This window comes from Pararoseomonas baculiformis (assembly GCF_017813395.1).
Lineage (GTDB): Bacteria > Pseudomonadota > Alphaproteobacteria > Acetobacterales > Acetobacteraceae > Roseomonas > Roseomonas baculiformis.
The window spans coordinates 23,263-43,424 of record NZ_JAGIZB010000019.1 but is presented as its reverse complement, the minus strand read 5'-3'; the positions used below and the strand labels follow the sequence as shown (position 1 = coordinate 43,424).

General features: G+C 69.0%; 19 protein-coding genes. 7 read left to right on the top strand and 12 right to left on the bottom strand.

All coding sequences use genetic code 11. The annotated features are described in order from the left end of the window. The first annotated feature begins 55 nt into the window (after nucleotides 1–55). Nucleotides 56–691 (top strand): S24 family peptidase, encoded by a 636-nt coding sequence (locus J8J14_RS17875; RefSeq protein ID WP_209380907.1) that lies wholly within the window; start codon nucleotides 56–58, stop codon nucleotides 689–691. Between the two features lie 9 nt (nucleotides 692–700). On the opposite strand, the gene J8J14_RS17870 is transcribed toward J8J14_RS17875, so the two are convergent. Further along, nucleotides 701–2,635, bottom strand: a complete 1,935-nt coding sequence (locus tag J8J14_RS17870; RefSeq protein ID WP_209380906.1) for a phosphatidylglycerol lysyltransferase domain-containing protein — start codon at nucleotides 2,633–2,635, stop codon at nucleotides 701–703. Further along, nucleotides 2,632–4,263, bottom strand: coding sequence for a lysine--tRNA ligase (locus J8J14_RS17865; RefSeq protein ID WP_209380961.1), 1,632 nt, complete (start codon nucleotides 4,261–4,263; stop codon nucleotides 2,632–2,634). Before J8J14_RS17865 ends, J8J14_RS17870 begins: the two co-directional genes overlap by 4 nt. Nucleotides 4,264–4,480: 217 nt before the next feature. Here J8J14_RS17865 and J8J14_RS17860 point away from each other — a divergent pair, with 217 nt between their 5' ends. Further along, on the top strand, nucleotides 4,481–5,488 hold the full coding sequence (locus J8J14_RS17860; protein WP_209380905.1) for an aspartate-semialdehyde dehydrogenase: 1,008 nt from the start codon (nucleotides 4,481–4,483) through the stop codon (nucleotides 5,486–5,488). Between the two features lie 120 nt (nucleotides 5,489–5,608). Here the strand turns inward: J8J14_RS17860 and J8J14_RS17855 are convergent, their stop codons facing one another. Both J8J14_RS17855 and fbaA read right to left on the bottom strand, forming a co-directional pair. After that, a complete protein-coding gene (locus J8J14_RS17855; protein ID WP_209380904.1) occupies nucleotides 5,609–7,108 on the bottom strand; it encodes a catalase in 1,500 nt (499 codons plus the stop codon). A 171-nt stretch (nucleotides 7,109–7,279) separates the two neighbouring features. Further along, complete coding sequence (gene fbaA / locus J8J14_RS17850) at nucleotides 7,280–8,377, bottom strand: class II fructose-bisphosphate aldolase (protein ID WP_209380903.1); 1,098 nt, start codon at nucleotides 8,375–8,377, stop codon at nucleotides 7,280–7,282. A 147-nt stretch (nucleotides 8,378–8,524) separates the two neighbouring features. Between fbaA and J8J14_RS17845 the strand changes: the two genes are divergently transcribed. Continuing rightward, nucleotides 8,525–11,347 carry an ATP-dependent DNA helicase gene (locus J8J14_RS17845; protein WP_209380902.1) on the top strand — a complete coding sequence of 941 codons (2,823 nt, stop codon included), beginning with the start codon at nucleotides 8,525–8,527 and terminating at the stop codon, nucleotides 11,345–11,347. 50 nt (nucleotides 11,348–11,397) lie between these two features. After that, a complete protein-coding gene (locus J8J14_RS17840) occupies nucleotides 11,398–11,838 on the top strand; it encodes a tellurite resistance TerB family protein (RefSeq protein WP_209380901.1) in 441 nt (146 codons plus the stop codon). Nucleotides 11,839–12,159: 321 nt separating this feature from the next. Here the strand turns inward: J8J14_RS17840 and J8J14_RS17835 are convergent, their stop codons facing one another. After that, a complete protein-coding gene (locus tag J8J14_RS17835) occupies nucleotides 12,160–12,327 on the bottom strand; it encodes a hypothetical protein (protein WP_209380900.1) in 168 nt (55 codons plus the stop codon). 235 nt (nucleotides 12,328–12,562) lie between these two features. On the opposite strand from J8J14_RS17835, the gene J8J14_RS17830 reads away from it, so the two are divergent. Beyond that, nucleotides 12,563–13,060, top strand: coding sequence for a hypothetical protein (locus J8J14_RS17830; protein ID WP_209380899.1), 498 nt, complete (start codon nucleotides 12,563–12,565; stop codon nucleotides 13,058–13,060). Nucleotides 13,061–13,108: 48 nt separating this feature from the next. On the opposite strand, the gene J8J14_RS17825 is transcribed toward J8J14_RS17830, so the two are convergent. The 3 genes from J8J14_RS17825 to groES form a co-directional block, all read right to left on the bottom strand. Further along, a complete protein-coding gene (locus J8J14_RS17825; protein ID WP_209380898.1) occupies nucleotides 13,109–13,318 on the bottom strand; it encodes a cold-shock protein in 210 nt (69 codons plus the stop codon). Nucleotides 13,319–13,415: 97 nt separating this feature from the next. Next, nucleotides 13,416–15,062: a chaperonin GroEL gene (gene groL, locus J8J14_RS17820; protein ID WP_209380897.1), complete on the bottom strand. Its 1,647-nt coding sequence runs from the start codon at nucleotides 15,060–15,062 to the stop codon at nucleotides 13,416–13,418. A gap of 51 nt (nucleotides 15,063–15,113) precedes the next feature. Further along, nucleotides 15,114–15,413 carry a co-chaperone GroES gene (gene groES / locus J8J14_RS17815; RefSeq protein ID WP_073137048.1) on the bottom strand — a complete coding sequence of 100 codons (300 nt, stop codon included), beginning with the start codon at nucleotides 15,411–15,413 and terminating at the stop codon, nucleotides 15,114–15,116. 268 nt (nucleotides 15,414–15,681) lie between these two features. Here groES and J8J14_RS17810 point away from each other — a divergent pair, with 268 nt between their 5' ends. Further along, entirely contained in the window at nucleotides 15,682–15,957 is a 276-nt protein-coding gene (locus tag J8J14_RS17810; RefSeq protein ID WP_209380896.1) for a Usg-like family protein, read from the top strand. 79 nt (nucleotides 15,958–16,036) lie between these two features. Here the strand turns inward: J8J14_RS17810 and J8J14_RS17805 are convergent, their stop codons facing one another. From J8J14_RS17805 to J8J14_RS17795, 3 genes are read right to left on the bottom strand one after another with little or no spacing between them, the layout of a single operon-like run. Continuing rightward, nucleotides 16,037–16,969 (bottom strand): AEC family transporter, encoded by a 933-nt coding sequence (locus tag J8J14_RS17805; RefSeq protein ID WP_209380895.1) that lies wholly within the window; start codon nucleotides 16,967–16,969, stop codon nucleotides 16,037–16,039. A 4-nt stretch (nucleotides 16,970–16,973) separates the two neighbouring features. Then, on the bottom strand, nucleotides 16,974–17,597 hold the full coding sequence (gene gmk / locus J8J14_RS17800) for a guanylate kinase (protein ID WP_209380894.1): 624 nt from the start codon (nucleotides 17,595–17,597) through the stop codon (nucleotides 16,974–16,976). After that, nucleotides 17,594–18,487 carry a YicC/YloC family endoribonuclease gene (locus J8J14_RS17795; RefSeq protein ID WP_209380893.1) on the bottom strand — a complete coding sequence of 298 codons (894 nt, stop codon included), beginning with the start codon at nucleotides 18,485–18,487 and terminating at the stop codon, nucleotides 17,594–17,596. Before J8J14_RS17795 ends, gmk begins: the two co-directional genes overlap by 4 nt. A gap of 30 nt (nucleotides 18,488–18,517) precedes the next feature. Between J8J14_RS17795 and J8J14_RS17790 the strand changes: the two genes are divergently transcribed. Continuing rightward, the gene (locus tag J8J14_RS17790) at nucleotides 18,518–19,342 is read left to right on the top strand and encodes an SDR family NAD(P)-dependent oxidoreductase (protein WP_209380892.1); all 825 of its coding nucleotides are present in this window, start codon (nucleotides 18,518–18,520) and stop codon (nucleotides 19,340–19,342) included. On the opposite strand, the gene J8J14_RS17785 is transcribed toward J8J14_RS17790, so the two are convergent. Then, complete coding sequence (locus tag J8J14_RS17785) at nucleotides 19,281–20,099, bottom strand: TerC family protein (protein ID WP_209380891.1); 819 nt, start codon at nucleotides 20,097–20,099, stop codon at nucleotides 19,281–19,283. The genes J8J14_RS17790 and J8J14_RS17785 overlap by 62 nt on opposite strands. Nucleotides 20,100–20,162 lie beyond the last annotated feature (63 nt).

Sequence of the window (20,162 nt, the reverse complement as noted above, 5' to 3'; positions counted from 1 at the left end):
CAATCTGAGATGTAATTCCTGTTGCCCACAGACTCCTCGCCTATAAACTGGAGCCATGCAGCACAGCGACATCTGGCGTGCACTCGATGCCCTGGCGGCGGAGAACGGCCTCTCGGCCTCGGGACTCGCCCGCAAGGCAGGGCTCGACCCCACGGCCTTCAACCCGTCCAAGCGGATCGGGCCCGATGGGCGGGCGCGCTGGCCCTCGACGGAAAGCGTGGCCAAGGTGCTCGCCGCCACGGGTGCCGGCATGGATGAATTCGCCAGCCTCATCACCGGCAATATCCGCCCCGCCGCCCGCCCCAGCCGCCGCATTCCCCTGATCGGCCTCGCCCAGGCCGGCAGCTCCGGCTATTTCGACGATGGCGGCTACCCCGTCGGCGGCGGCTGGGACGAGATCAGCCTGCCCGAAGTCGGCGATCCCAACGCCTATGCGCTGGAAATCAGCGGAGACTCGATGGAACCTGTGTTCCGGGACGGGGATGTCATCATCGTCTCGCCCAGCGCCCCGGTCCGGCGCGGAGACCGCGTGGTGGTCCGCACCCGGGGCGGAGAGGTCATGGCGAAGGAACTGCTCCGCCAGTCCGCCAAGCGGATCGAGCTCGCCAGCCTTAACCCAGCCCATCCCAATTACAGCTTCGACCTCGAGGAGCTGACCTGGATGCACCGCATCGTCTGGGCCAGCCAATAGGCCGCCGGTTCAGTCCCCCGCCGCCCCGCTCGCCAGAAGGCGCAACACCGCCTGGGGATCCCGGTCCCCGGAAAGGGCCATCACCGTCCCGTTCGGCATGGTCACGGCCGCCATTCCAGCCTGCTCATAGGCCCGCAGCATGTGCTGCCCGACATGTGTGAAGGCCGGCGCCACCCCGGCCACGTCGCACAAGTCCCGAAACCGCCAGATCGCGTTGATCCGCGCCTCCGGCGAGCCACCCGGGTCGCCTTCCGCCACCCACACGCCTTCCAGCCGGCGGAAGGCGAAACCCGCCCGCCCGCCATCGGCGAAAACCACCCCATCCGCATGGGGCGGCACCCGCGCCCCGAGCGCCATCAGCCGTGCCTGCGCCGATTCGTCATAGTCCTCGGCGCGGATCCGCGCCGGGCGAAGCAAGCGGAAGGTGGCGAAGAGAAGCAGCGCCACCGCTACCGCAACGGCGAAGCGCAGCGGCGCCGGCGTCCCCGGCTCCGTCACCACCTCCACCCAGGTCGCGGCCGCGGAAACCCGGCCCTGATAGGCCAGCGCAGCCAGGGTCAGCCCGCAGATCACCCCCGCCGCCAGCGAGAAGACGCGGGACCCCGTCAGCGGCTCCCCCGTCAGCCGCGCATCCCGGTAGAAGGCGTGGCGCATCGCCGTCAGGAACAGCGCGGTCCCGAGATACCCGGCCGCCACCCACCACGGATCCCCACGCACCACCAGGATGGCCACGCCGTTCAGCAGCAGCAGCAGCCCCGCCCACCAGGCGATGCGCAGCCGCCGCAGCATCCCGTAGGAAACCGCCAGCAGCAGCGAGCCGACGATGGAAGCCGCGAACTGGCTCGCCAGCGCCGCCCATTCCCCGCCCCACGCGGCTATATCCGTTCCCCGCGCGGGCAAGGCCCCCACGAAAAGCAGCACCACCCCACCCAGCCCCGCAAGGCCCGCGAGAACCGGCACCTCCAGCGCACCCGTCACCCGCGTCTCGGCCTGCATGCGCCCCATCACGGGTCGCCTGTTGCTCAGCTCGAACGCCGCGAAGAGGCCGCCGGCCAGGAACAGGGGCACGATGTAGTAGAACAGCCGGAACAGCAGCACCGCCCCCACCACCTGGGCAGAGGGCAAGTAGGGCTCCAGGCTCAGCAGGATGAAGCCGTCGAACACGCCCAGCCCGCCCGGCACGCTGGCCGCCAGCCCGGCGGTGTAGGCCGCGATATAGATCCCGAGGAACTTCCAGAAGGTCAGCCCCGGCGCCTCGGGCAGCAGCGCGTAGAAGATGGCCGCCGTCACCGCCACGTCCACGCTCGCAAGCGCCACCTGCGCCAAGGCCATGCGGAAGCCCGGCAGGTCGATCTGGTGGCCGAAGATCTTGAAATGCGGCCAGAAGCGCGACAGCACCACATAGGCCGTCACGATAAGCCACATCGCCACGCCAATCGCCTGCGCCACCCAGTCCGGGATCGCCTCGCTGTCCCCCACCCAGGGCAAAACGGAAGGCTCCAGCACGAGCACCAGCCCGCCCAGCGCGAAGCCCCCCAGCCCGAAGGTCAGGGAGGTAAAGGCGATGACCTTCGCGATCTCAAGCGGCGTCAGTCCCCAGGCCGCATAGAAGCGGTACCGCACCGCCGCGCCTGAAACCGCCGCAAAGCCCAGGTTGTGCGCCAGCGTATAGGCGCAGAAGGAGGCCAGCGACGTCCGGAGATAGGAGATCGGCTTGCCCGCATAGACCGAGCCCAGCCGGTCATAGATCGTCAGCACCGCATAGGCGATGAGGGTCCACCCCCCCGCCACCCAGAGCTGGCGGGCCGGCGTGTTCTCCAGCGCCAGCCCCACATCCGCCACCGACAGGTTGCGGAATTCCCGCTGCACGACGTAGAGCGCCCCCACCAGCAGGATCAGCCCGAAGACGGTCGGTCCGTGCTTGCGGATCAGCGCCCAGCTCATGCGGCGTCGGCGCCTCGTTCCAGCGTGCCCTCGATCAGGGCCACGGTTTCAGGGATGCCGTAGAGCGCAACGAAGCCGCCGAAGCGCGGCCCCTCCTCCTGCCCCAGCAGCACCTGGTAGATGGCCGCGAACCAGGCCCGCGAAACCCCGGGGCGGGACGGATCCTTGCCCGGCTGCAGGAAGGGCTCGCGCCGCCCGGCATCATAGACCAGGTCCTGGATGGCCCCCGGCCGCTCCGCCGCGGGCAGCGCCTCGATCCGCGCCTGGTTCTCCCGAAGCAGCTGCGCGAGGTGCAGCAGCGCCTCCCGCTCCGGCTGCGTCGCCGGCCGGAAGCGCTTCGTCGGCTTCACCATGTCCCGGTAATAGGCCGAGGCCCGCTCCACCAGCACCGCCAGCATGGGCGAGGCTTCCGGCGTCGCCTCCGGCGCGTGCCGCCGCAGATAACCCCACAGCATCTCCGGCGTCTCGGCATTCGCCGCCACGGCCAGGTTCAGCAACAGGGTGAAGGTGATCGGGCTTCCCGCCCCGTTCGGCAGCGCCCCGCCATGGATGTGCCAGGCCGGGTTCGCCGGATCGGCGGCCACCCGCAGCTTCTCCACATTCGCCAGGTACTCGTCGGTCGCCCGGGGAATGACATCGAAATGCAGGCGCTTCGCCCGCCCGGGCTGCTGGTACATGAACAGCGAAAGGCTCTCGGGCGGCGCATAGGTCAGCCACTCCTCGATGGTCAGCCCGTTGCCCTTGCTCTTGCTGATCTTCTGCCCCTGGGCATCCAGGAACAGCTCATAGGTGAAGCCCACCGGCGGCTCCCCGCCCAGCACACGGCAGATCTGGGAGGACAGCTTCACGCTGTCGATCAGGTCCTTGCCGGACATCTCGTAATCCACGCCCAGCGCGTACCAGCGCAGCGCCCAGTCCGCCTTCCACTGCGCCTTCACATGCCCGCCCGTGACCGGCGTCTCGTAGCGCTCCCCCGTCTCCGGGTCGCGCCAGACCACCGTCCCGGCATCGGGCCGCACCTCCTCCATCGGCACCTGCATCACCAGCCCGGTCCTGGGGTGGATCGGCAGGAAGGGCGAATAGGTCGCCCGCCGGTCCGGCCCCAGCGTCGGCAGGATCACCTGCCGCACCTCCTCATGCACCGCCAGCATCCGCAGCAGCGCCTCATCGAACCGGCCGGAGGAGTAGTAGTCGGTCGAGGAGGCGAACTCGAACTCGAAGCCGAAGGCCTCCAGGAAGGTCCGGAGACGGGCGTTGTTATGCGCCCCGTAGCTCTCATGCGTCCCGAACGGATCCGGGATCCGGGAGACCGGCTTGCCCAGGTTGGCCCGCAGCAGCTCCGGGTTCGGCACGTTGTCCGGCACCTTCCGCAACGCATCCATGTCGTCCGAAAAGGCCACCAGCCGGCTCGGCAGCCCGGTCAGCCGCTCGAAGGCCCGCCTCACCCAGGTGGTCCGCGCCACCTCCCCGAAGGTGCCGATATGGGGCAGGCCCGAAGGCCCATAGCCCGTTTCGAACAGCGCCATCCCCTTGGCTTTCACCGAGGCACGGTCGGCCACCTTCGCGGCCTCCTCGAAGGGCCAGGCGCGGATGTCGCGCAGGGAGGGATCGGCGGGGAGAGCTTCCATGGCGGCGCCCACATGCCCCCGCGCCCCCGCCGGGTCAACGCGCATGGGGTGAAAGACCGTTGCGCGCTCGAAGCTGGGGCATCCCTGACCCCCGGAACACGCGCCTCGCATCCGCCCTCGCCGCCTGTATAAACCCCGATGCCACACTGGCAGGGGTGGGCCTGCGCCCCTCTCCGGGCGCCCCGCCCCCCAACAACGCCTCGAAGGATGGATGGTCATGCGCGTTGGGGTTTTCGGAGCGACGGGCGCGGTCGGCAAGGAACTGGTGCAGGTCCTGGGGGACCGCGGCTACCCGGTGGCCGAGCTGCGCCTTTTCGCTTCCACCCGCAGCGCCGGCACCCGAATTCCCACCCCCTTCGGGGAGAAAACCATCGAGGTATACGACCCCGCCAGCCCGCCGAAGCTGGACCTGGCCCTGCTCGCCGTCTCCGGCGACTGGTCCAAGGCCCATGCCAGGCAGCTGGTCGCGGCCGGCGCCGTGGTGGTGGACAACTCCTCCGCCTTCCGCCTGGAGGATGATGTTCCGCTGGTGGTGCCGGAGGTGAACGCCGCCGCCGCCCAGGGCGCGCGCCTCATTGCCAACCCGAACTGCACCACCGCCATCCTGGCCGTGGCCCTGGCCCCGCTCCACGCCGAGTTCGGCCTGAAGCGCGTCATCGTCTCCACCTACCAGGCCTCCTCCGGCGCGGGCGCCGAGGGCATGGAGGAGCTGGAGGCGGGGCTGAAGGAGCTGCTGGTCAACGGCACCCAGCCCAGGAACAGCGTCTTCCGCCACCCGCTGCCGATGAACCTCATCCCGCATATCGATAGCTTCCAGCCCAATGGCTACACGCGGGAGGAGATGAAGGTGACATGGGAAACCCGGAAGATCATGGGCCTGCCCGATCTTCCCATCTCCTGCACCGCGGTCCGCGTCCCGACGCTCCGCGCCCATGCCGAGGCCGTGACGATCGAAACCGAGCGCGCGGTGACGCCCGAAGCCGCCCGCCGCGTGCTGGCCACCGCCCCCGGCGTGAAGCTGGCGGATGACGTCGAGAACGCCGTCTATCCCATGCCGCTGACCGCCAGCGGCCGCTACGATGTCGAGGCCGGCCGCATCCGGCAGAGCCTCGTCTTCGGGGATCACGGCCTCGACTTCTTCGTCTGCGGCGACCAGCTGCTGAAGGGCGCCGCCCTGAACGCCGTCCAGATCGCCGAGGCCTTGCCCGCCGAGCTTGTCGCCTGATCCGCCTTTCCAGGGACCTGGCAGGAGCATCCACGCAGAAGGGGGCGGAGAGGATCACCTCTCCGCCCCCTTTCCCTTCCGGGCTTCAGGACCACCCGGCGTGCCGGGCGGCCGCCCGCGTTACTCCGCCGCCTGGCGGGACGGCATGGAAATCCCCAGCCCCTGGGCCACCCGGCTGCCATACTCCCGATCCGCCTGCATGAAGTAGCAGACCATCTTCTCCTGGATCACCCGCTCGCATTGCGAGAGCGCGCCCACGAGATTCTTCACCAGATCATCACGCTCGAAGTCGGAGAAGATGCGCCAGCGCTCCCCGGCCTGCTTGAAGTCGTTGGTGCGCTCGATCTTCTGGCGCCCGACCTCCCCGCTCACCTGGATCCGCGGGGGCGGTCCCAGCCGCGGCTGCTCCACCAGCCCGTTGAAGTTCGAGGGCTCGTAGTTCACGTGCTTGTTGGCGCCCTGCTCCGCGCCATCCACGTGGTAGCTCATCTGCCCGCCGCGCTGGTTGGTCGCGAAGGGGCATTTCGGCGCGTTGATCGGCAGCTGCAGGTAGTTCGGCCCCACGCGGTAGCGCTGCGTGTCCGAGTAGGCGAAGGTCCGCCCCTGCAGCATCTTGTCATCCGAGAAGTCGATCCCGTCCACCAGCACGCCCGTGCCGAAGGCCACCTGTTCGACCTCGTTGTGGTAGTCCACCGGGTTCCGGTTCAGCTGGATGTGCCCGACATGCAGGAAGGGAAACTGCTCCTCGGGCCAGAGCTTCGTGACATCCAGCGGATCCCAGTCCAGCTCCGGATGCTCGTCGTCGCTCATCACCTGGATGAACATGTCCCATTCCGGGAACTCGCCGCGCTCGATCGCGTCGTAGAGATCGCCGGTGGCGTGGTTGAAATCCTTCGCCTGGATGGCCTCCGCCTGCTCCTGCGTCAGGTTGCGCACGCCCATGCGCGGCTGGAAGTGGAACTTGCAGAGAACCGTCCCGCCCTCGGCATTCACCAGCTTGTAGGTGTTCACCCCCGAGCCCTGCATCTCGCGGTAGGTCGCGGGAATGCCCCAGGGCGAGAAGAGGTGGGTGATCATGTGCGTCGCTTCGGGCGTGCAGCTCACGAAGTCGAAGAACCGGTTCATCATCTGCCGGTTGTGGATCGGATCCGGCTTGAAGGCGTGGACCATGTCCGGGAACTTCATCGGGTCACGGATGAAGAACACCTTCAGGTTGTTCCCCACCAGATCCCAGTTGCCGGTCTCCGTATAGAACTTGATGGCGAAGCCTCGCGGGTCGCGCAGCGTCTCCGGGCTGTGCCCGCCATGGATCACCGTGGAGAAGCGCAGGAAGATCGGCGTCTCGGTCCCCGCAGTGAAGACCTTCGCCCGGCTGTATTTCGAGATCGGATCGTCGCCGGCCTTGCCGGTGGGCACGAAGATCCCGTGCGCCGCCGCGCCGCGCGCATGCACCACCCGCTCGGGGATCCGCTCGCGGTCGAAATGGCTCATCTTCTCGAGGAATTGGTAGTCCTCCAGAACCAGCGGCCCGCGCGAACCCACGCTGCGCGTGTTCTGATTGTCGAAGACGGGGTGGCCCTGGCGCGTGGTGAGCCCCACGCCGCGCGGCTTGTCCGACATCTCGATTCTCTCCCTGCAAGGTCGCTTTAAGAACGCGACGCTAGGGAGGTAGTCCGAGGGGGTGAAATACAAAGGGCCTCTGCGCCCCATAAGAAAGGCCTATCGTCATATAAACGACAGGCACTTTCACCTTATCGAGAGGGCAGGAGCGTAGCCCCCGCCCCTTCAGCGTCAGCCTGCCAGGCTGCGCCCGGCCGAACCCAGATCCGCGAAGGCCTCGTCCAGCCGCTTCGCCACGCCCTTCTCGCCGGCGCGGAGCCACTTGCGGGGATCGTAGAGCTTCTTCTGCGGCTTGCCCGTGGCAGGGTCGATCTGGTGCTTGAAGGCCACCGGATTGGCCTCGACATAGGCGCCCACCGGCGCCGAGAAGGCGAACTGCGTGTCCGTGTCGATGTTCATCTTGAACACGCCATAGGACACGGCCTCGGTGATCTTGTCCTTCTCCGAGCCCGAGCCGCCATGGAACACCAGGCTCATCGGCTTCTCGCCGCCGCCGAACCTGGCGGAAACCGCCTCCTGCGAAGCCTTCAGGATCTCCGGCCGCAGCTTCACGTTTCCAGGCGCATAGACGCCGTGAACGTTGCCGAAGGATGCCGCGACGGTGACATGGCCGATCGGGGAGAGGATCTCCCAGGCCTTCAGCACATCCTCGGGCTGGGTGTAGAGATGCGCATTGTCGGCGCTCTCCTCGATGTCATGCCCGATGCCGTCCTCCTCGCCGCCCGTCACGCCCAGCTCGATCTCCAGGCTCATGCCCAGCGGGGCCATGCGCTTCAGGACCTTGGCGCATTCCTCGATGTTCACGTCCAGCGGCTCGGCCGAAAGATCGATCATGTGGGATGAGAAAAGCGGCTGGCCCGTCCGCTTCATGTGCTCCTCGCCATGGTCGATCAGCGCGTTCACCCAGGGCAGCAGCGAACGGTCGGCATGGTCGGTGTGCAGCACCACGCAGATCCCATAGGCCTTGGCCAGGGTATGCACATGCTGCGCCGCCGAAACCGCACCCAGCACGCGGGCCGCATCGGCGTCCGGGCAGCCCTCGCCGCCGAAGAAGCGCGCACCACCGTTGGAGAGCTGGATGATCACGTCGGCCTTGTTCTTCGCCGCCGCCTCCAGCACCGCATTGATGCTGTTCGTGCCCACCACGTTCACCGCCGGCAGCGCATAGCCGCCGTCACGGCAGGCCTGAAGCAGCGTCTGGTAATCGGCGCCGGTGACGACGCCCGGCTTCAGCTTCGTGGCGGCACCCGCCGGCGAGATATGGTTCACTCTGCGATTCCTGCCTTGTTAAGTTCGGGGATCTGGACCTGCCCCTTAATATAAGAAGCGCGCCGCCGCCCGAAGTCCCCAACTGAAATATCATTCGCGCGCGGGCGCGGACTCCCCCCCGCGAACAAAGCGGGTATAGAGCCGCCGATGCCCCCTGCTTCGGCCACTCCCCGCCTCTTGCTGCCCGAAGCGCCTGCCCTGGTTGCCGGAATTGGCCGCGCTACCCTCCTCACCCCGGATGGCGAGATCGAAACCCTCCCCACCCAGGCGCTGGCCCGGCGCCTCACGGATCTTCCGCCCCCGCTCCTCATCCATGCCCCCGCCACCGCAAGGCGCCTGAACCTCGCCCCCTTCCCGGTCGCCTACGATCTGCTGGAGCTCTTCGCCTTCGTCCTCCCGGCCCAGCTCGCCGCCCCCACCCCGCGCGGCCTGGCCCTGGCGCTGGACATGGAGCCGCCCAGGGACGACGAGGCCGCCGCCATCCTCCTCCCGGAGATCGCGACCACCCTCCTTCGCCACCTCGCCACCAACCGCCACCACCTCCTGAACCGCGACGTCGCCCAGCTCGCCGCCCGCCTGCGCGACGCGTCCGACTGGGTCTGGGCGCCCAGCATCCTCGCGGCGTCAGGCCAGCCCGAGGCCAAGGCCTCCACTGACGCGCTGAAGGTGTGGCGACGCCTGCCGGAATGGGAGGAAACCGCCCCTCCGACCCCGCCCGCCTCCCTGCCCGTCGCCCCGCTGGAAGCCCGCAAGCGCCTGGCCGAAATCCTCGGCGCGGATTCCGAGACCCGCCCCGCCCAGGCCGACTACGCCTCCGCCGCCGCCCTTGCCTTCGCCCCGCGCGAGGCCGAGGGCCAGCCGCAGCTCGTCCTGGCGGAAGCCGGGACCGGCACCGGCAAGACCCTGGGCTACATCGCCCCCGCCTCCCTCTGGGCCGAGCGCAACGGTGCCCCCGTCTGGGTCAGCACCTATACCCGCAACCTCCAGCGCCAGATCGACCAGGAACTCTTCCGCCTCTACCCCGATCCGGAGGAACGCCGCCGGCAGGTCGTCATCCGCAAGGGGCGGGAAAACTATCTCTGCCTGCTGAACCATGATGAGGCGGTCAGCGGCGCCATGCCTTCCCGCCTGCTGGCCCTCTCCCTCGTCTCCCGCTGGGCCGCCGCCACGCGGGACGGGGACATGCAGGGCGGCGACTTTCCCGGCTGGATCGCGGAACTCTTCCCCTGGGGCCATGTCGCCGGCCTGACAGACCGCCGTGGCGAATGCATCCACTCCGCCTGCCCCCATTGGCGCCGCTGCTTCGTGGAGCACTCCATCCGCCGCGCCCGCACGGCCCGGCTTGTCATCGCCAACCACGCCCTGGTCATGATCCAGGCAGCCCTTGGCGGCGGCGAGGACCGCCCTCCCCTTCGCTACGTCTTCGACGAGGGCCATCACCTCTTCGATGCCGCCGACAGCGCCTTCTCCGCCGAGGTCAGCGGCGGCGAGATGGCCGAGCTGCGCCGCTGGCTTCTGGGTGCCGAAGGCGCGCGCGGCCGCGCCCGCGGCCTGCGCCGCCGGCTGGAAGAGGTTACCAGCGACCACCCCGCCCTCCTGCCACTGGTGGACGAGGCCCTGCGCCATGCCGGCAGCCTCCCCGGCCCCGGCTGGTCCTCCCGCCTTGGCGAAGGCGACAATCGCGAGAGCTACGAGGGCGAGGACGGCCTTCCCGGCCATCCCGCCGAAACCAATCCGGGCGAGGCCTTCCTCCGCACCATCATCCTCCAGGTCTTCGCCCGCTCGCCCGAGGCCGATGCCGGCTACGATGCCGAATGCGACCTTCACCCCCTCAACCCCGGCGTCGCCGGGGCCGGGGCAGCGCTGGAGAAGGCCCTGGAGTTGATCGAAACCCCGCTCCGCGCCCTGCACGCGCGCCTGACCGGCCTGCTGGAGGACCCGGATGCCGAGTTGGAGACGGGCGATCGCATCCGCCTGGACACCGCCCGGCGCACCGTGGACCGGCGCGGTCTCCGCCCCCTTTCCGCCTGGCGCGCCATGCTCAAGACGCTGGCCGAGCGCCCGCCCGAACCCGGCACACGCCCCGTCCATGTCGATTGGCTCGCCATCACCCGGCGCGAGGGCCGCGTGATCGACGCCGCCCTGCACCGCCACTTCCTGGACCCCACCCAGCCCTTCGCCGCCACCGTGGCTGCCCCTGCCCATGGCATGCTCATCACCTCCGCCACGCTGCGCGACAGCGGCGAGGGCGACCCGGAGCATGCCTGGGAGGAAGCCGAGACCCGGACCGGCGCGATCCACCTGCCGACCCCGGCCATCCGGGCGGCGCTGCCCTCCCCCTTCAACTACCCCGACCAGACCCTCGCCATCGTCGTCACCGACATCGCCCGCGAGGGGCCCCAGGCCGCCATGGCCATGGAACAGCTCTTCCGCGCCTCCGGCGGCGGCGCCCTCGGCCTCTTCACGGCCATCCGCCGCCTGCGGGATGCCCATGCCCGCATGGCCCCGGGGCTGGAGGCCGCCGGCCTCCCCCTCTACGCCCAGCATGTGGACGCGATGGACAACTCCACCCTGGTGGATGTCTTCCGCGCCGAGGAGGATTCCTGCCTTCTCGGCACGGATGCCCTGCGGGACGGCGTGGATGTGCCCGGCCGCTCCCTCCGCCTCCTGGTCTTCGACCGCATCCCTTGGCCCCGCCCCACCATCCTGCACCGGGAACGCCGCACCCATCTCTCCGGCGCCCGGCCCAAGGCCTATGACGACGCCATCGCCCGCCACCGGCTGCGACAGGCCTTCGGCCGCCTCATCCGCCGCGCCGATGACCGCGGCGTCTTCGTGCTGCTGGATGCCCGCGCCCCCAGCCGCCTGCTCCTGGGCCTGCCGGAAGGGGTGGTTCCCCAGCGCATGGGCCTGGCCGAGGCGGTTCGCGCCACGCACCACTTCCTGAATGGTGATCGGCCCAACGATTGACGCGCCGGGGCCGGCGGGCGAACCCTCTGCCCAAGATGGACACGAACATCATGGACACCGCTCCCACCCCCGCCCCGATCCCCACGCGCTTCTCGGCCCAGGAGGCCCTGATATGCGCGATGGTGCTGATGGGGGTGAGCGACCGCGGCATGACCGATGCCGAACTGGCTGCCATGTCGCGGCTGGTGCGGGAACTTCCCGTCTTCAGCCAGTTCCACGCCAGCGAGATCGACACGGTCACCGACGTCGTGCTCTCGCTGCTGGACCAGTCGGACGGCCTGGACCGCGCCTCGGAGATGATCCGGGACGCCCTGCCCCCGCGCCTCCGCGAAACCGCCTATCTCCTGGCCTGCGAAATCGCAGCCGCCGACGGCGACGCCACCCAGGAGGAACTGCGCTTCCTCCAGGACTTCCGCATCGCCCTCGACATCGACCGCCTCATCGCCGGCGCCATCGAGCGCGCCGCCAAGGCACGCTTCCAGGTCATCTGAAGCTCTGGCCGGGATTGCGGCCGGATTCCTGAACTGCCGGTTCCCGGAGAGGGCTCTGCCCTCTCCGGACCTCACCCGCCAAGGGCCTGAGGCCCTTGGAACCCCGTCTGGCTGCCGCGGATACGATGCAACACGGGGTTTTTGAGGTCTCATCCTGCACTTGCAGTCGCCTCCGGTCATGGACCGGAGGCGCACCATCAGCGGAACCGCTCCAAACTTCCAAAAGAAGATGATGGTGAGGGGTCCGGGGAGAGGAAGAATTCCTTCTTCCTCTCCCCGGGACAGACCACCAGAGCAGGACAGAACAAAGCGGAGTCGAGACTACTTATGCTGCCCGGCATTCCCGGTGGCGCCGGTGCGGGTCGCCGTCGGAGCACTACCAGGCTGGGCCGTGCCCGAGGAGCAGGCACTCACCAGAAGCACCGGCCCCATCAGGGCCACGGCAATGGTGAGCAGGCGCAGGCGTTGGTTGAGGCGGGTGGAAAGCATTGTGCCGGATCCCATCCAGGTCATGACGGATTCGCCTCCGCCACCTTGGCTGGCCGCCCCGTCAGCAGCCTAAACCCCGCTCCGGCCGGGTGGCTGCAACGCCCACCTGCCGTCTGCCCGGGATCGTCACAACGTGTTCCGCGGGCCCTGCCCCGGCGCGATCCTGAACCGGAGGTCACGGCAACAACCCCCGCACAACCGCGTTGCAGCCAAGACGTCCCGCAGGGAGTTTGGCATGTCCGAAACACAGAACCCGCAAGTCCACTCGCATGTCGTGGCGACCTTCGCCACGCGCGAAGCCGCAGAAGCGGCCATCCAGTACCTGGATGCTGATGCGATCCCGCGCGACCGGATCGCCGTCCGCACCGCCGAGGTGACGCAGGAGCCGCCCCGCCCGCCGAACGAGATGGAGGGCCGGGTCCAAGAGGATGAGCAGCGCAACCTGCGCAGCATGAGCGCGCAGCTCGCCGGGTCGGGTGCCGGAATGGCTGCCGCGGGGGCCGTGGTGGCGACCGGCGGCGCCGCCCTGGTCGCTATCGCCGCAGCCGCGATCGCCGGAATCGGCGCGGCCGCCGCGACCGAGGGCGTGGCCTCAGCCGCCAGCCCCGACGTGAAGCCTGAATCCGAAAAGGCCGCCGCCGCCGTGGTGGTGGCCGCCGCGGATACGAACCAGGCGGAACGCGCCAAGGGCGTCTTCAACAAGAGTTCCGCCCTGCGCGTCTGGCAGGAGTAACCAGACCGTCCGGATGCGCCTGCCGGCGCATCCGGGCCGGCGCATGCCTTACCCGCGCTTGATCCAGGTCACGATCGGCGCCGGCTTCTTCGGAAGCTGCGTCGCCTCATAGGTAATCTCCTCACCCTTCTTCAGGTCGCGCCGCCCGGCTTCCTCCACCACGCTGGAGTGAACCATCACGTCTGGCCCCCCATCATCGGGCCGGATGAAGCCGTAGCCCTTATGCGCCTGGTACCAGACCACCACTCCCGTCGGCATCGCGCTCCCTCCTGCCGAAATACCTGCATCCTACAACGAAAAAGGGCGGCCCGTTGCCGGACCGCCCCTCTTCGTCACGAAGACTGGTCTTCTGAAATCAGAAGTCCATGTCGCCCATGCCGCCCATGCCGCCGCCGGGGCCACCGGCCGGAGCAGCCGGCTTCGCCGGACGCTCGGCGACCATCGCCTCGGTGGTGATCAGCAGGGAGGCCACGGAAGCGGCGTCCTGCAGGGCGGTGCGCACGACCTTGGTCGGGTCGATGATGCCGGCCTCGACCAGGTTCTTGTACTGGTCGGCCTGGGCGTCATAGCCGTACTCGTAGGTGCTGTCGCGGAGGACCTCACCGGCGATCACGGCGCCGTCCTTGCCGGCGTTCTCGGCGATCTGCTTCAGCGGCACCTGGATGGCGCGGCGAACGATCTCGATCCCGACCTGCTCGTCGTTGTTCAGGCCCTTGAGGTCGGCCAGCTTCAGAGAGGCGCGCAGCAGGGCCACGCCACCACCCGGAACGATGCCCTCCTCGACGGCGGCGCGGGTCGCATGCAGCGCGTCGTCGACGCGGTCCTTGCGCTCCTTCACCTCCACCTCGGTGGAGCCGCCCACGCGGATCACGGCAACGCCGCCCGCGAGCTTGGCCAGGCGCTCCTGCAGCTTCTCGCGGTCGTAGTCCGAGGTGGTCTCCTCGATCTGCGCCTTGATCTGCTCCACGCGGCCCTGGATGGCCTCCTTCTCGCCGGCACCGTCGACGATCGTGGTGTTCTCCTTCTCGATCCGCACGCTCTTGGCGCGGCCGAGCTGGTTCAGCGTCACGCTCTCGAGCTTGATGCCGAGATCCTCGGAGATCACCTCACCGCCGGTCAGGATGGCGATGTCCTCGAGCATCGCCTTGCGGCGGTCACCGAAGCCCGGGGCCTTCACGGCGGCGATCTTCAGGCCGCCACGCAGCTTGTTCACCACGAGCGTGGCCAGCGCCTCGCCCTCGATGTCCTCGGCCACGATCACCAGCGGACGCCCGGACTGCACGACGGCTTCCAGCAGCGGCAGCATCGGCTGCAGCTGGGAGAGCTTCTTCTCGTGGATCAGGATGTACGGGTTCTCGAGCTCGGCGATCATCTTCTCCGCATTCGTGATGAAATACGGGGAGACATAGCCGCGGTCGAACTGCATGCCCTCGACGACGTCGAGCTCGGTCTGGATGGACTTGGCTTCCTCGACGGTGATGACACCCTCGTTGCCGACCTTCTCCATCGCCTGCGCGATCATCTCGCCGATCTCGGTCTCGCCGTTGGCGGACAGAGAACCGACCTGGGCAACCTCGGCGGAGGTCGTGATCTTCTTCGTCTTCGCCTGCAGGTCGGAGACGATCACGGTCACGGCCTTGTCGACGCCGCGCTTCAGATCCATCGGGTTCAGGCCGGCGGCAACCGCCTTCGCACCCTCGCGGATGATGGCCTGGGCCAGCACGGTCGCGGTGGTGGTGCCGTCACCGGCCAGGTCGTTCTGCTTCGAGGCCACTTCGCGCACCATCTGCGCGCCCATGTTCTCGAACTTGTCGGCCAGCTCGATCTCCTTGGCGACGGTCACGCCGTCCTTGGTGATCCGCGGCGCGCCGAAGCTCTTGTCGAGCACGACGTTGCGGCCCTTCGGGCCCAGCGTCACCTTCACGGCATCGGCCAGGATGTCCACGCCGCGCAGCATGCGCTCGCGGGCATTGGCGCCGAACTTGACGTCCTTCGCAGCCATCTGAATGTCCTTTCTTGTGTTGGAAAGCGCCGATCAGTCCCTAGCGGGAGATCAGGCGGCCTTCTCCACGATGCCCATGATGTCGGACTCCTTCATGATCAGGAGCTCCTCACCATCGAGCTTGACCTCGGTGCCCGACCACTTGCCGAACAGGATGCGGTCGCCGGCCTTCACGTCCAGCGCCACGATCTGGCCCTGCTCGTTGCGCGCGCCGGCGCCGACGGACACGACCTCACCCTCCTGGGGCTTCTCCTTGGCGGTGTCCGGAATGATGATGCCGCCAGCGCTCTTCTCCTCGGCCGTCACGCGACGGACGAGAACGCGGTCGTGCAGGGGACGGAACTTCGTCATGCGGTCCTCTCCTGAGCCTTTGTCTTGGGATGAACCCGGCCGGTGACCCGATGCCCTGCAACGCCCTGATGGGCCGTCGTTAGCACTTGCCCCCGGTGAGTGCCAACGATCTAGGGCATCGCCCCCCAACGCGTCAAGCCCGGCAGCACTCGGAGACGGAGAGTGCCAAATCATTGATATGAAACATTTATTGTCGCCAGAGCTTCATACCTCGTGGCACCATCTGCCCCGGGCGGCATCGGGCCGCCCGTGTTGAGGAGCAAAGGACATGCATCTCCGGGGTATCGAGCACGTCGTCCGCATCCCCGACTGGCACCTCACCACGGCCGAGATTCTCTACCGGCTGCCCGACCATCCCGCCGTGCTCCAGTCCTTTATCTGGCAGAAGGTCGATCGCGCCCCGACCTTCCCCGAGCTGCACGGATTCCTTGAATTCTGGCGCAAGGACATCGAAGGCCAGCTCCATTCCGTTCGCGTCGCCTCCGCCGCCCTCTGGCGCCCGGCGGAGTTCACCTTCGCCGAGGGCATGCTCAACCTGCACTGATTCGCGGGCGGCCGCATTGCCGCCCCGCCACTCCAGGGCCGGCCCGCCAAAGCCACGGGGCAGCGCGGTTGCCGGTCCCTCAGCGCGCGAGGATCCCCAGCACCAGGGTCAGCGTCACCACCGACAGCATCGTGCCCAGCAGCACCGCCGCCCCCGCCCGCTCCATTCCCGTGGCGTATCGGCGGGACATCAGGAAGGCATTTGCCCCGGTCGGCATGGCCGCCATGATCACGGCCACCGCCAGCTCCAGCGGCGCCAGCCCGGCGAAGCGCCCGATCACCCAGACCACCGCGGGCAGCACCACCAGCTTCAGCAGGTTGATCGCCATCGCATCCGGCCAGTCCCGCCGGATCTGGAAGTCCCGCAACGAGGCACCGAGGCAGAAGAGCAGCATCGGGCTCGTCCCCCCGCCCAGGATCTCCAGGAAGCGCCGCAGGAAGGGCGGCGGCACGGGCAGGAAGGCCGCCCAGACATTGCCCAGCAGCACCGCCATCACGATGGGGTTCCGCACCACCGAGCGCAGCGTGGTGGCCAGCACCCGCAGCGGCGAAGCGCCCGCGCTCATCCCCATCTCCGCCACGATGGTCGTCAGCGGCAGCATCAGCAGGGAATAGAGGCCGACGATGGCGGTGGCGGGCGCGATCCCCTCCGGGCCGAAAGTCGCCAGCGTCACGGGCACGCCCATCATCAGCGTGTTCCCGAAGGCGCAGTTCACGGCGAAGAGCCCCGATTCTGTCAGGCCCCGCCGCGCGACGAAGCGGTACAGCAGCAGCGCCAGCGCATAGACCAGCAGCACGCCGGAAAAGAAGGCGATTTCCAGGCGCCCCCCATGCCCCACCACGCCCCCGCCCGAGGCCGCGGAAACAAAGAGCAGCGCCGGGGCGCAGAGCCAGAACGCGAAGTCGTTGATCCCCCGCAGCGCCTCGTCCGACAGCATCCGCCGGACCCCGGCGACATAGCCGAGGCCGATCAGCAGGAAGACCGGCGCGACAAGGCCGAGGACCCCCAGCACGCCCCTAGCCCAGCCCCGCCACGAAATCGCCGAGCCAAAGATTGCGGGAACGCGCCGTGCGCGCCGCCCGCAGGATGGCGGCCACCGTCTCCACCGTCTCCGGGAAATCGGCGTTGATCAGCACATGGTCGAAGTCCCGCCAGTGGGAGGCATCCTCCCGCGCCTTGCCCATGCGGCGGACGATCTCCTCCTCGCTGTCCTGGCCGCGCGCGCGCAGCCGCCGCTCCAGCTCCGCGATGGAAGGCGGCATCAGGAACACGCCCACCACGTCCCCCGGCATGGATTCCTGCAGCAGCCGGTGTCCCTGCCAGTCCACGTCGAATAGCACGTCCCGCCCCTCGGCCAGCGCCGCCTCCACGGGTGCGCGCGGCGTGCCGTAGCGCCTGCCATAGACATGGGCGCTTTCCAGGAAATGCCCCCTGGCCTCCATCGCCTCGAACTCCTCGGGGCTGTGGAAGAAGTAGTGCACGCCATGCACCTCGCCCGGCCGCGCGGCGCGGGTCGTGGCGGAGATGGACAGGGAAAGCTCCTTCTGCCCCGCTAGCAGGGCACGGGAAACGCTGGTCTTGCCCGCGCCGGAAGGCGCCACCAGCACCAGGCACAGTCCACGCCGCTTCATCTCAGTCATTCCACATTCGCCGCCTGCTCGCGCAGCCGCTCGATGGCGGCCTTCACTTCCAGGGAAATCCGCGTCAGCGCCAGGCTGCCGGATTTCGCGCCGAGCGTGTTGGCCTCCCGCCCGAATTCCTGGGTCAGGAACTCCAGCTTCCGCCCGATCGGCGCGGCTTCGCCCAGCAAGCCCCGGGCCGCCTCCACATGCGCCCCCAGCCGGTCCAGTTCCTCGCGCACATCGGAACGCGCGGCCAGCAGCGCCACCTCGGCCGCCAGACGGTCCTCCGGCACGCGCCGCTCGCCCTCCAGCAGCTCCGCCAGCACGCCGGCAAGCCGGTTGCGATGCGCCTGCGGCTGCCGCGCCGCCTCGGCCACGGCCTGGGTCCGCAATGCCTCGATCTCGTCCAGCAGCGTGGCGAGGATGGCATGCAGCCGCGCCCCCTCCCCTGCGCGGGAGGCGAAAAGATCCGCCAGCGCCTGCCCGAACCCCTCCATCACCGCCGCCCGGCGCGCCACCTCGGCCGCCTCGTCCGGCACCTCCACCTCGGTCCGCAACACGCCAGGCAGGGCCAGGACCGCCTCCGGCCGCGGCGCTGCCGAGCCCGGCATCCGGGCGGACAGGTCGGCCACCAGGGACATGGCCCGCTCCAGCGCCACCGGATCCACCACCAGCCGCGGCGCCCGGTCCTCCCGCTTCACGGTCAGGTTCGCGGTCACGTTGCCCCGGGCGAAGCGCGCCGAGGCCGCCTCCCGCAACGGCGCTTCCAGCGCATCCAACCCGGGCGGCAGCCTCAGCCGCACATCCAGCCCGCGCCCGTTGACGCTTCGGAGTTCCCAGGTGAAGGGATTGCCATCCGGCAGGGTGCCGGTGGTGCGCGCGAAACCGGTCATGGATCGGATGGCCATGCGCGGCCTTCTGGGGCGGGAGAAGGCGTGATGCAAGGCACCAGCGCAACCGAACGTGATCCTTGGCCCTGGCGCCGCGTGGCCATCACGGGCGCCTCCTCGGGGCTTGGCGCCGCCCTGGCCCAGGAAGTCGCGGCCCCCGGCCGCCACCTCCACCTTTCCGGCCGCGACGCGGCCCGCCTCTCCGCCACCGCCCGTGCCTGCCGCGCTGCGGGCGCCGAGGTGCGGGAAACCGTCTTCGACGTGACAGACGCCAAATCCGCCGAAGCCTGGATCGCCGGCATGGAAGGCCTGGACCTCCTCATCGCCAATGCCGGCACCTCCGCCGGAACGGGCGGCACGCGGGAGGCGCCGGACCAGGTGGCCCGCATCTTCGCCGTGAACCTCACCGGCGCCCTCAACACCATCCTGCCCGCGCTGGAGATGATGCGCGCCCAAGCCCCGGGCCCGGACGGCATCCGCGGCCGCGTGGCCGCCATCTCGTCCATCGCGGCCTTCATGGCCTCGCCCGGCGCCCCGGCCTATTGCGCCTCCAAGGCCGCCCTCCAGCGCTGGACGGAAGCGACCGACGCAACAGCCCGGCATGACGGCATCCGCCTCCACGCCATCTGCCCCGGCTTCATCCGCACGCCGATGACGGCGCCGAACACCTTTCCCATGCCCTTCCTGATGGAGCCGGGGGACGCCGCACGCCGCACCCTCTCCGGCATCGCGCGCGGCAAGGCGCGGGTGGTCTTCCCCCGCAGCCTCTATGCGGCAGCCCGCCTCGGCGGCGCGCTGCCCGCCGCCTGGCTCAGCCGGCTCCCGGCGAAGGCCGCTCCGCCCGAGCCGCCTCCGCCACCGCCGCCTGGGTGAGCGAGGCCTCCCCCGGCGCAGCCAGGGTGGAACTGCCCGGGCTCACCGTCCGCCGCGATTGCGACCGCCTGGCCCAGACATTCAGCGCCTCGACCCCCGCCGCGAAGGCCATGGCCGTGTAGACGAAGCCCTTGGGCACATGGAAATGGAAGCCCTCGCCCAGCAGCACCATCCCGATCATCACCAGGAAGGCCAGGGCCAGCATCACCACGGTCGGGTTCTTCTCCATGAAGTTGGAAAGCGCATCCATCGAAAGCAGCATCACGGCAACGGAGACCAGGATCGCCACCACGATCACCCACATCACCTGCGTCAGCCCCACCGCGGCCAGGATGCTGTCCACGCTGAAGACCATGTCGATCAGGATGATCTGGAAGATCGTCGCGCCGTAATTCGCCGTGACCTGGTTGGCTTCCTTGGCATGGGCCTGGGAGTCCGGATCCACGCGGTGATGGATCTCGATCACTGCCTTGCCGATCAGGAACAGCCCGCCCGCGATCAGGATCAGGTCCTTGCCGGAGAAATCCATCTCCCAGACGCTGAAAAGCGGCTGGGTCAGAGAGATCAGCCAGCCCACCCCCGCCAGCATGGCCAGGCGCAGCACCACGGCCAGGCCCAGCCCAATCAGCCGTGCCGACCGCCGCCGCTCCACCGGCAGGCGGTTGGTGAGGATGGCGATGAAGACGAGGTTGTCGATCCCGAGGACCACCTCCATCCCGATCAATGCGGCAAGCGCAATGAGAACTTCGGCGTCCACGGCGGCAACATGTCCTTCCGGTAATGTATCCCGCTTCTATGGGGCGGCAGCAGCAGCTCTGGA

Coding starts and splice junctions, on each gene's coding strand:
- groES (WP_073137048.1), bottom strand. CDS start 15,413: ATGACGAAGTTCCGTCCCCTGCACGACCGCGTTCTCGTCCGTCGCGTG.
- gmk (WP_209380894.1), bottom strand. CDS start 17,597: ATGACTGAGATGAAGCGGCGTGGACTGTGCCTGGTGCTGGTGGCGCCT.
- J8J14_RS17825 (WP_209380898.1), bottom strand. CDS start 13,318: ATGCCGACGGGAGTGGTGGTCTGGTACCAGGCGCATAAGGGCTACGGC.
- groL (WP_209380897.1), bottom strand. CDS start 15,062: ATGGCTGCGAAGGACGTCAAGTTCGGCGCCAATGCCCGCGAGCGCATG.
- J8J14_RS17855 (WP_209380904.1), bottom strand. CDS start 7,108: ATGTCGGACAAGCCGCGCGGCGTGGGGCTCACCACGCGCCAGGGCCAC.
- J8J14_RS17845 (WP_209380902.1), top strand. CDS start 8,525: ATGCCCCCTGCTTCGGCCACTCCCCGCCTCTTGCTGCCCGAAGCGCCT.
- J8J14_RS17875 (WP_209380907.1), top strand. CDS start 56: ATGCAGCACAGCGACATCTGGCGTGCACTCGATGCCCTGGCGGCGGAG.
- J8J14_RS17835 (WP_209380900.1), bottom strand. CDS start 12,327: ATGCTTTCCACCCGCCTCAACCAACGCCTGCGCCTGCTCACCATTGCC.
- J8J14_RS17840 (WP_209380901.1), top strand. CDS start 11,398: ATGGACACCGCTCCCACCCCCGCCCCGATCCCCACGCGCTTCTCGGCC.
- J8J14_RS17810 (WP_209380896.1), top strand. CDS start 15,682: ATGCATCTCCGGGGTATCGAGCACGTCGTCCGCATCCCCGACTGGCAC.
- J8J14_RS17830 (WP_209380899.1), top strand. CDS start 12,563: ATGTCCGAAACACAGAACCCGCAAGTCCACTCGCATGTCGTGGCGACC.
- J8J14_RS17795 (WP_209380893.1), bottom strand. CDS start 18,487: ATGGCCATCCGATCCATGACCGGTTTCGCGCGCACCACCGGCACCCTG.
- J8J14_RS17865 (WP_209380961.1), bottom strand. CDS start 4,263: ATGGAAGCTCTCCCCGCCGATCCCTCCCTGCGCGACATCCGCGCCTGG.
- J8J14_RS17790 (WP_209380892.1), top strand. CDS start 18,518: ATGCAAGGCACCAGCGCAACCGAACGTGATCCTTGGCCCTGGCGCCGC.
- J8J14_RS17860 (WP_209380905.1), top strand. CDS start 4,481: ATGCGCGTTGGGGTTTTCGGAGCGACGGGCGCGGTCGGCAAGGAACTG.
- J8J14_RS17870 (WP_209380906.1), bottom strand. CDS start 2,635: ATGAGCTGGGCGCTGATCCGCAAGCACGGACCGACCGTCTTCGGGCTG.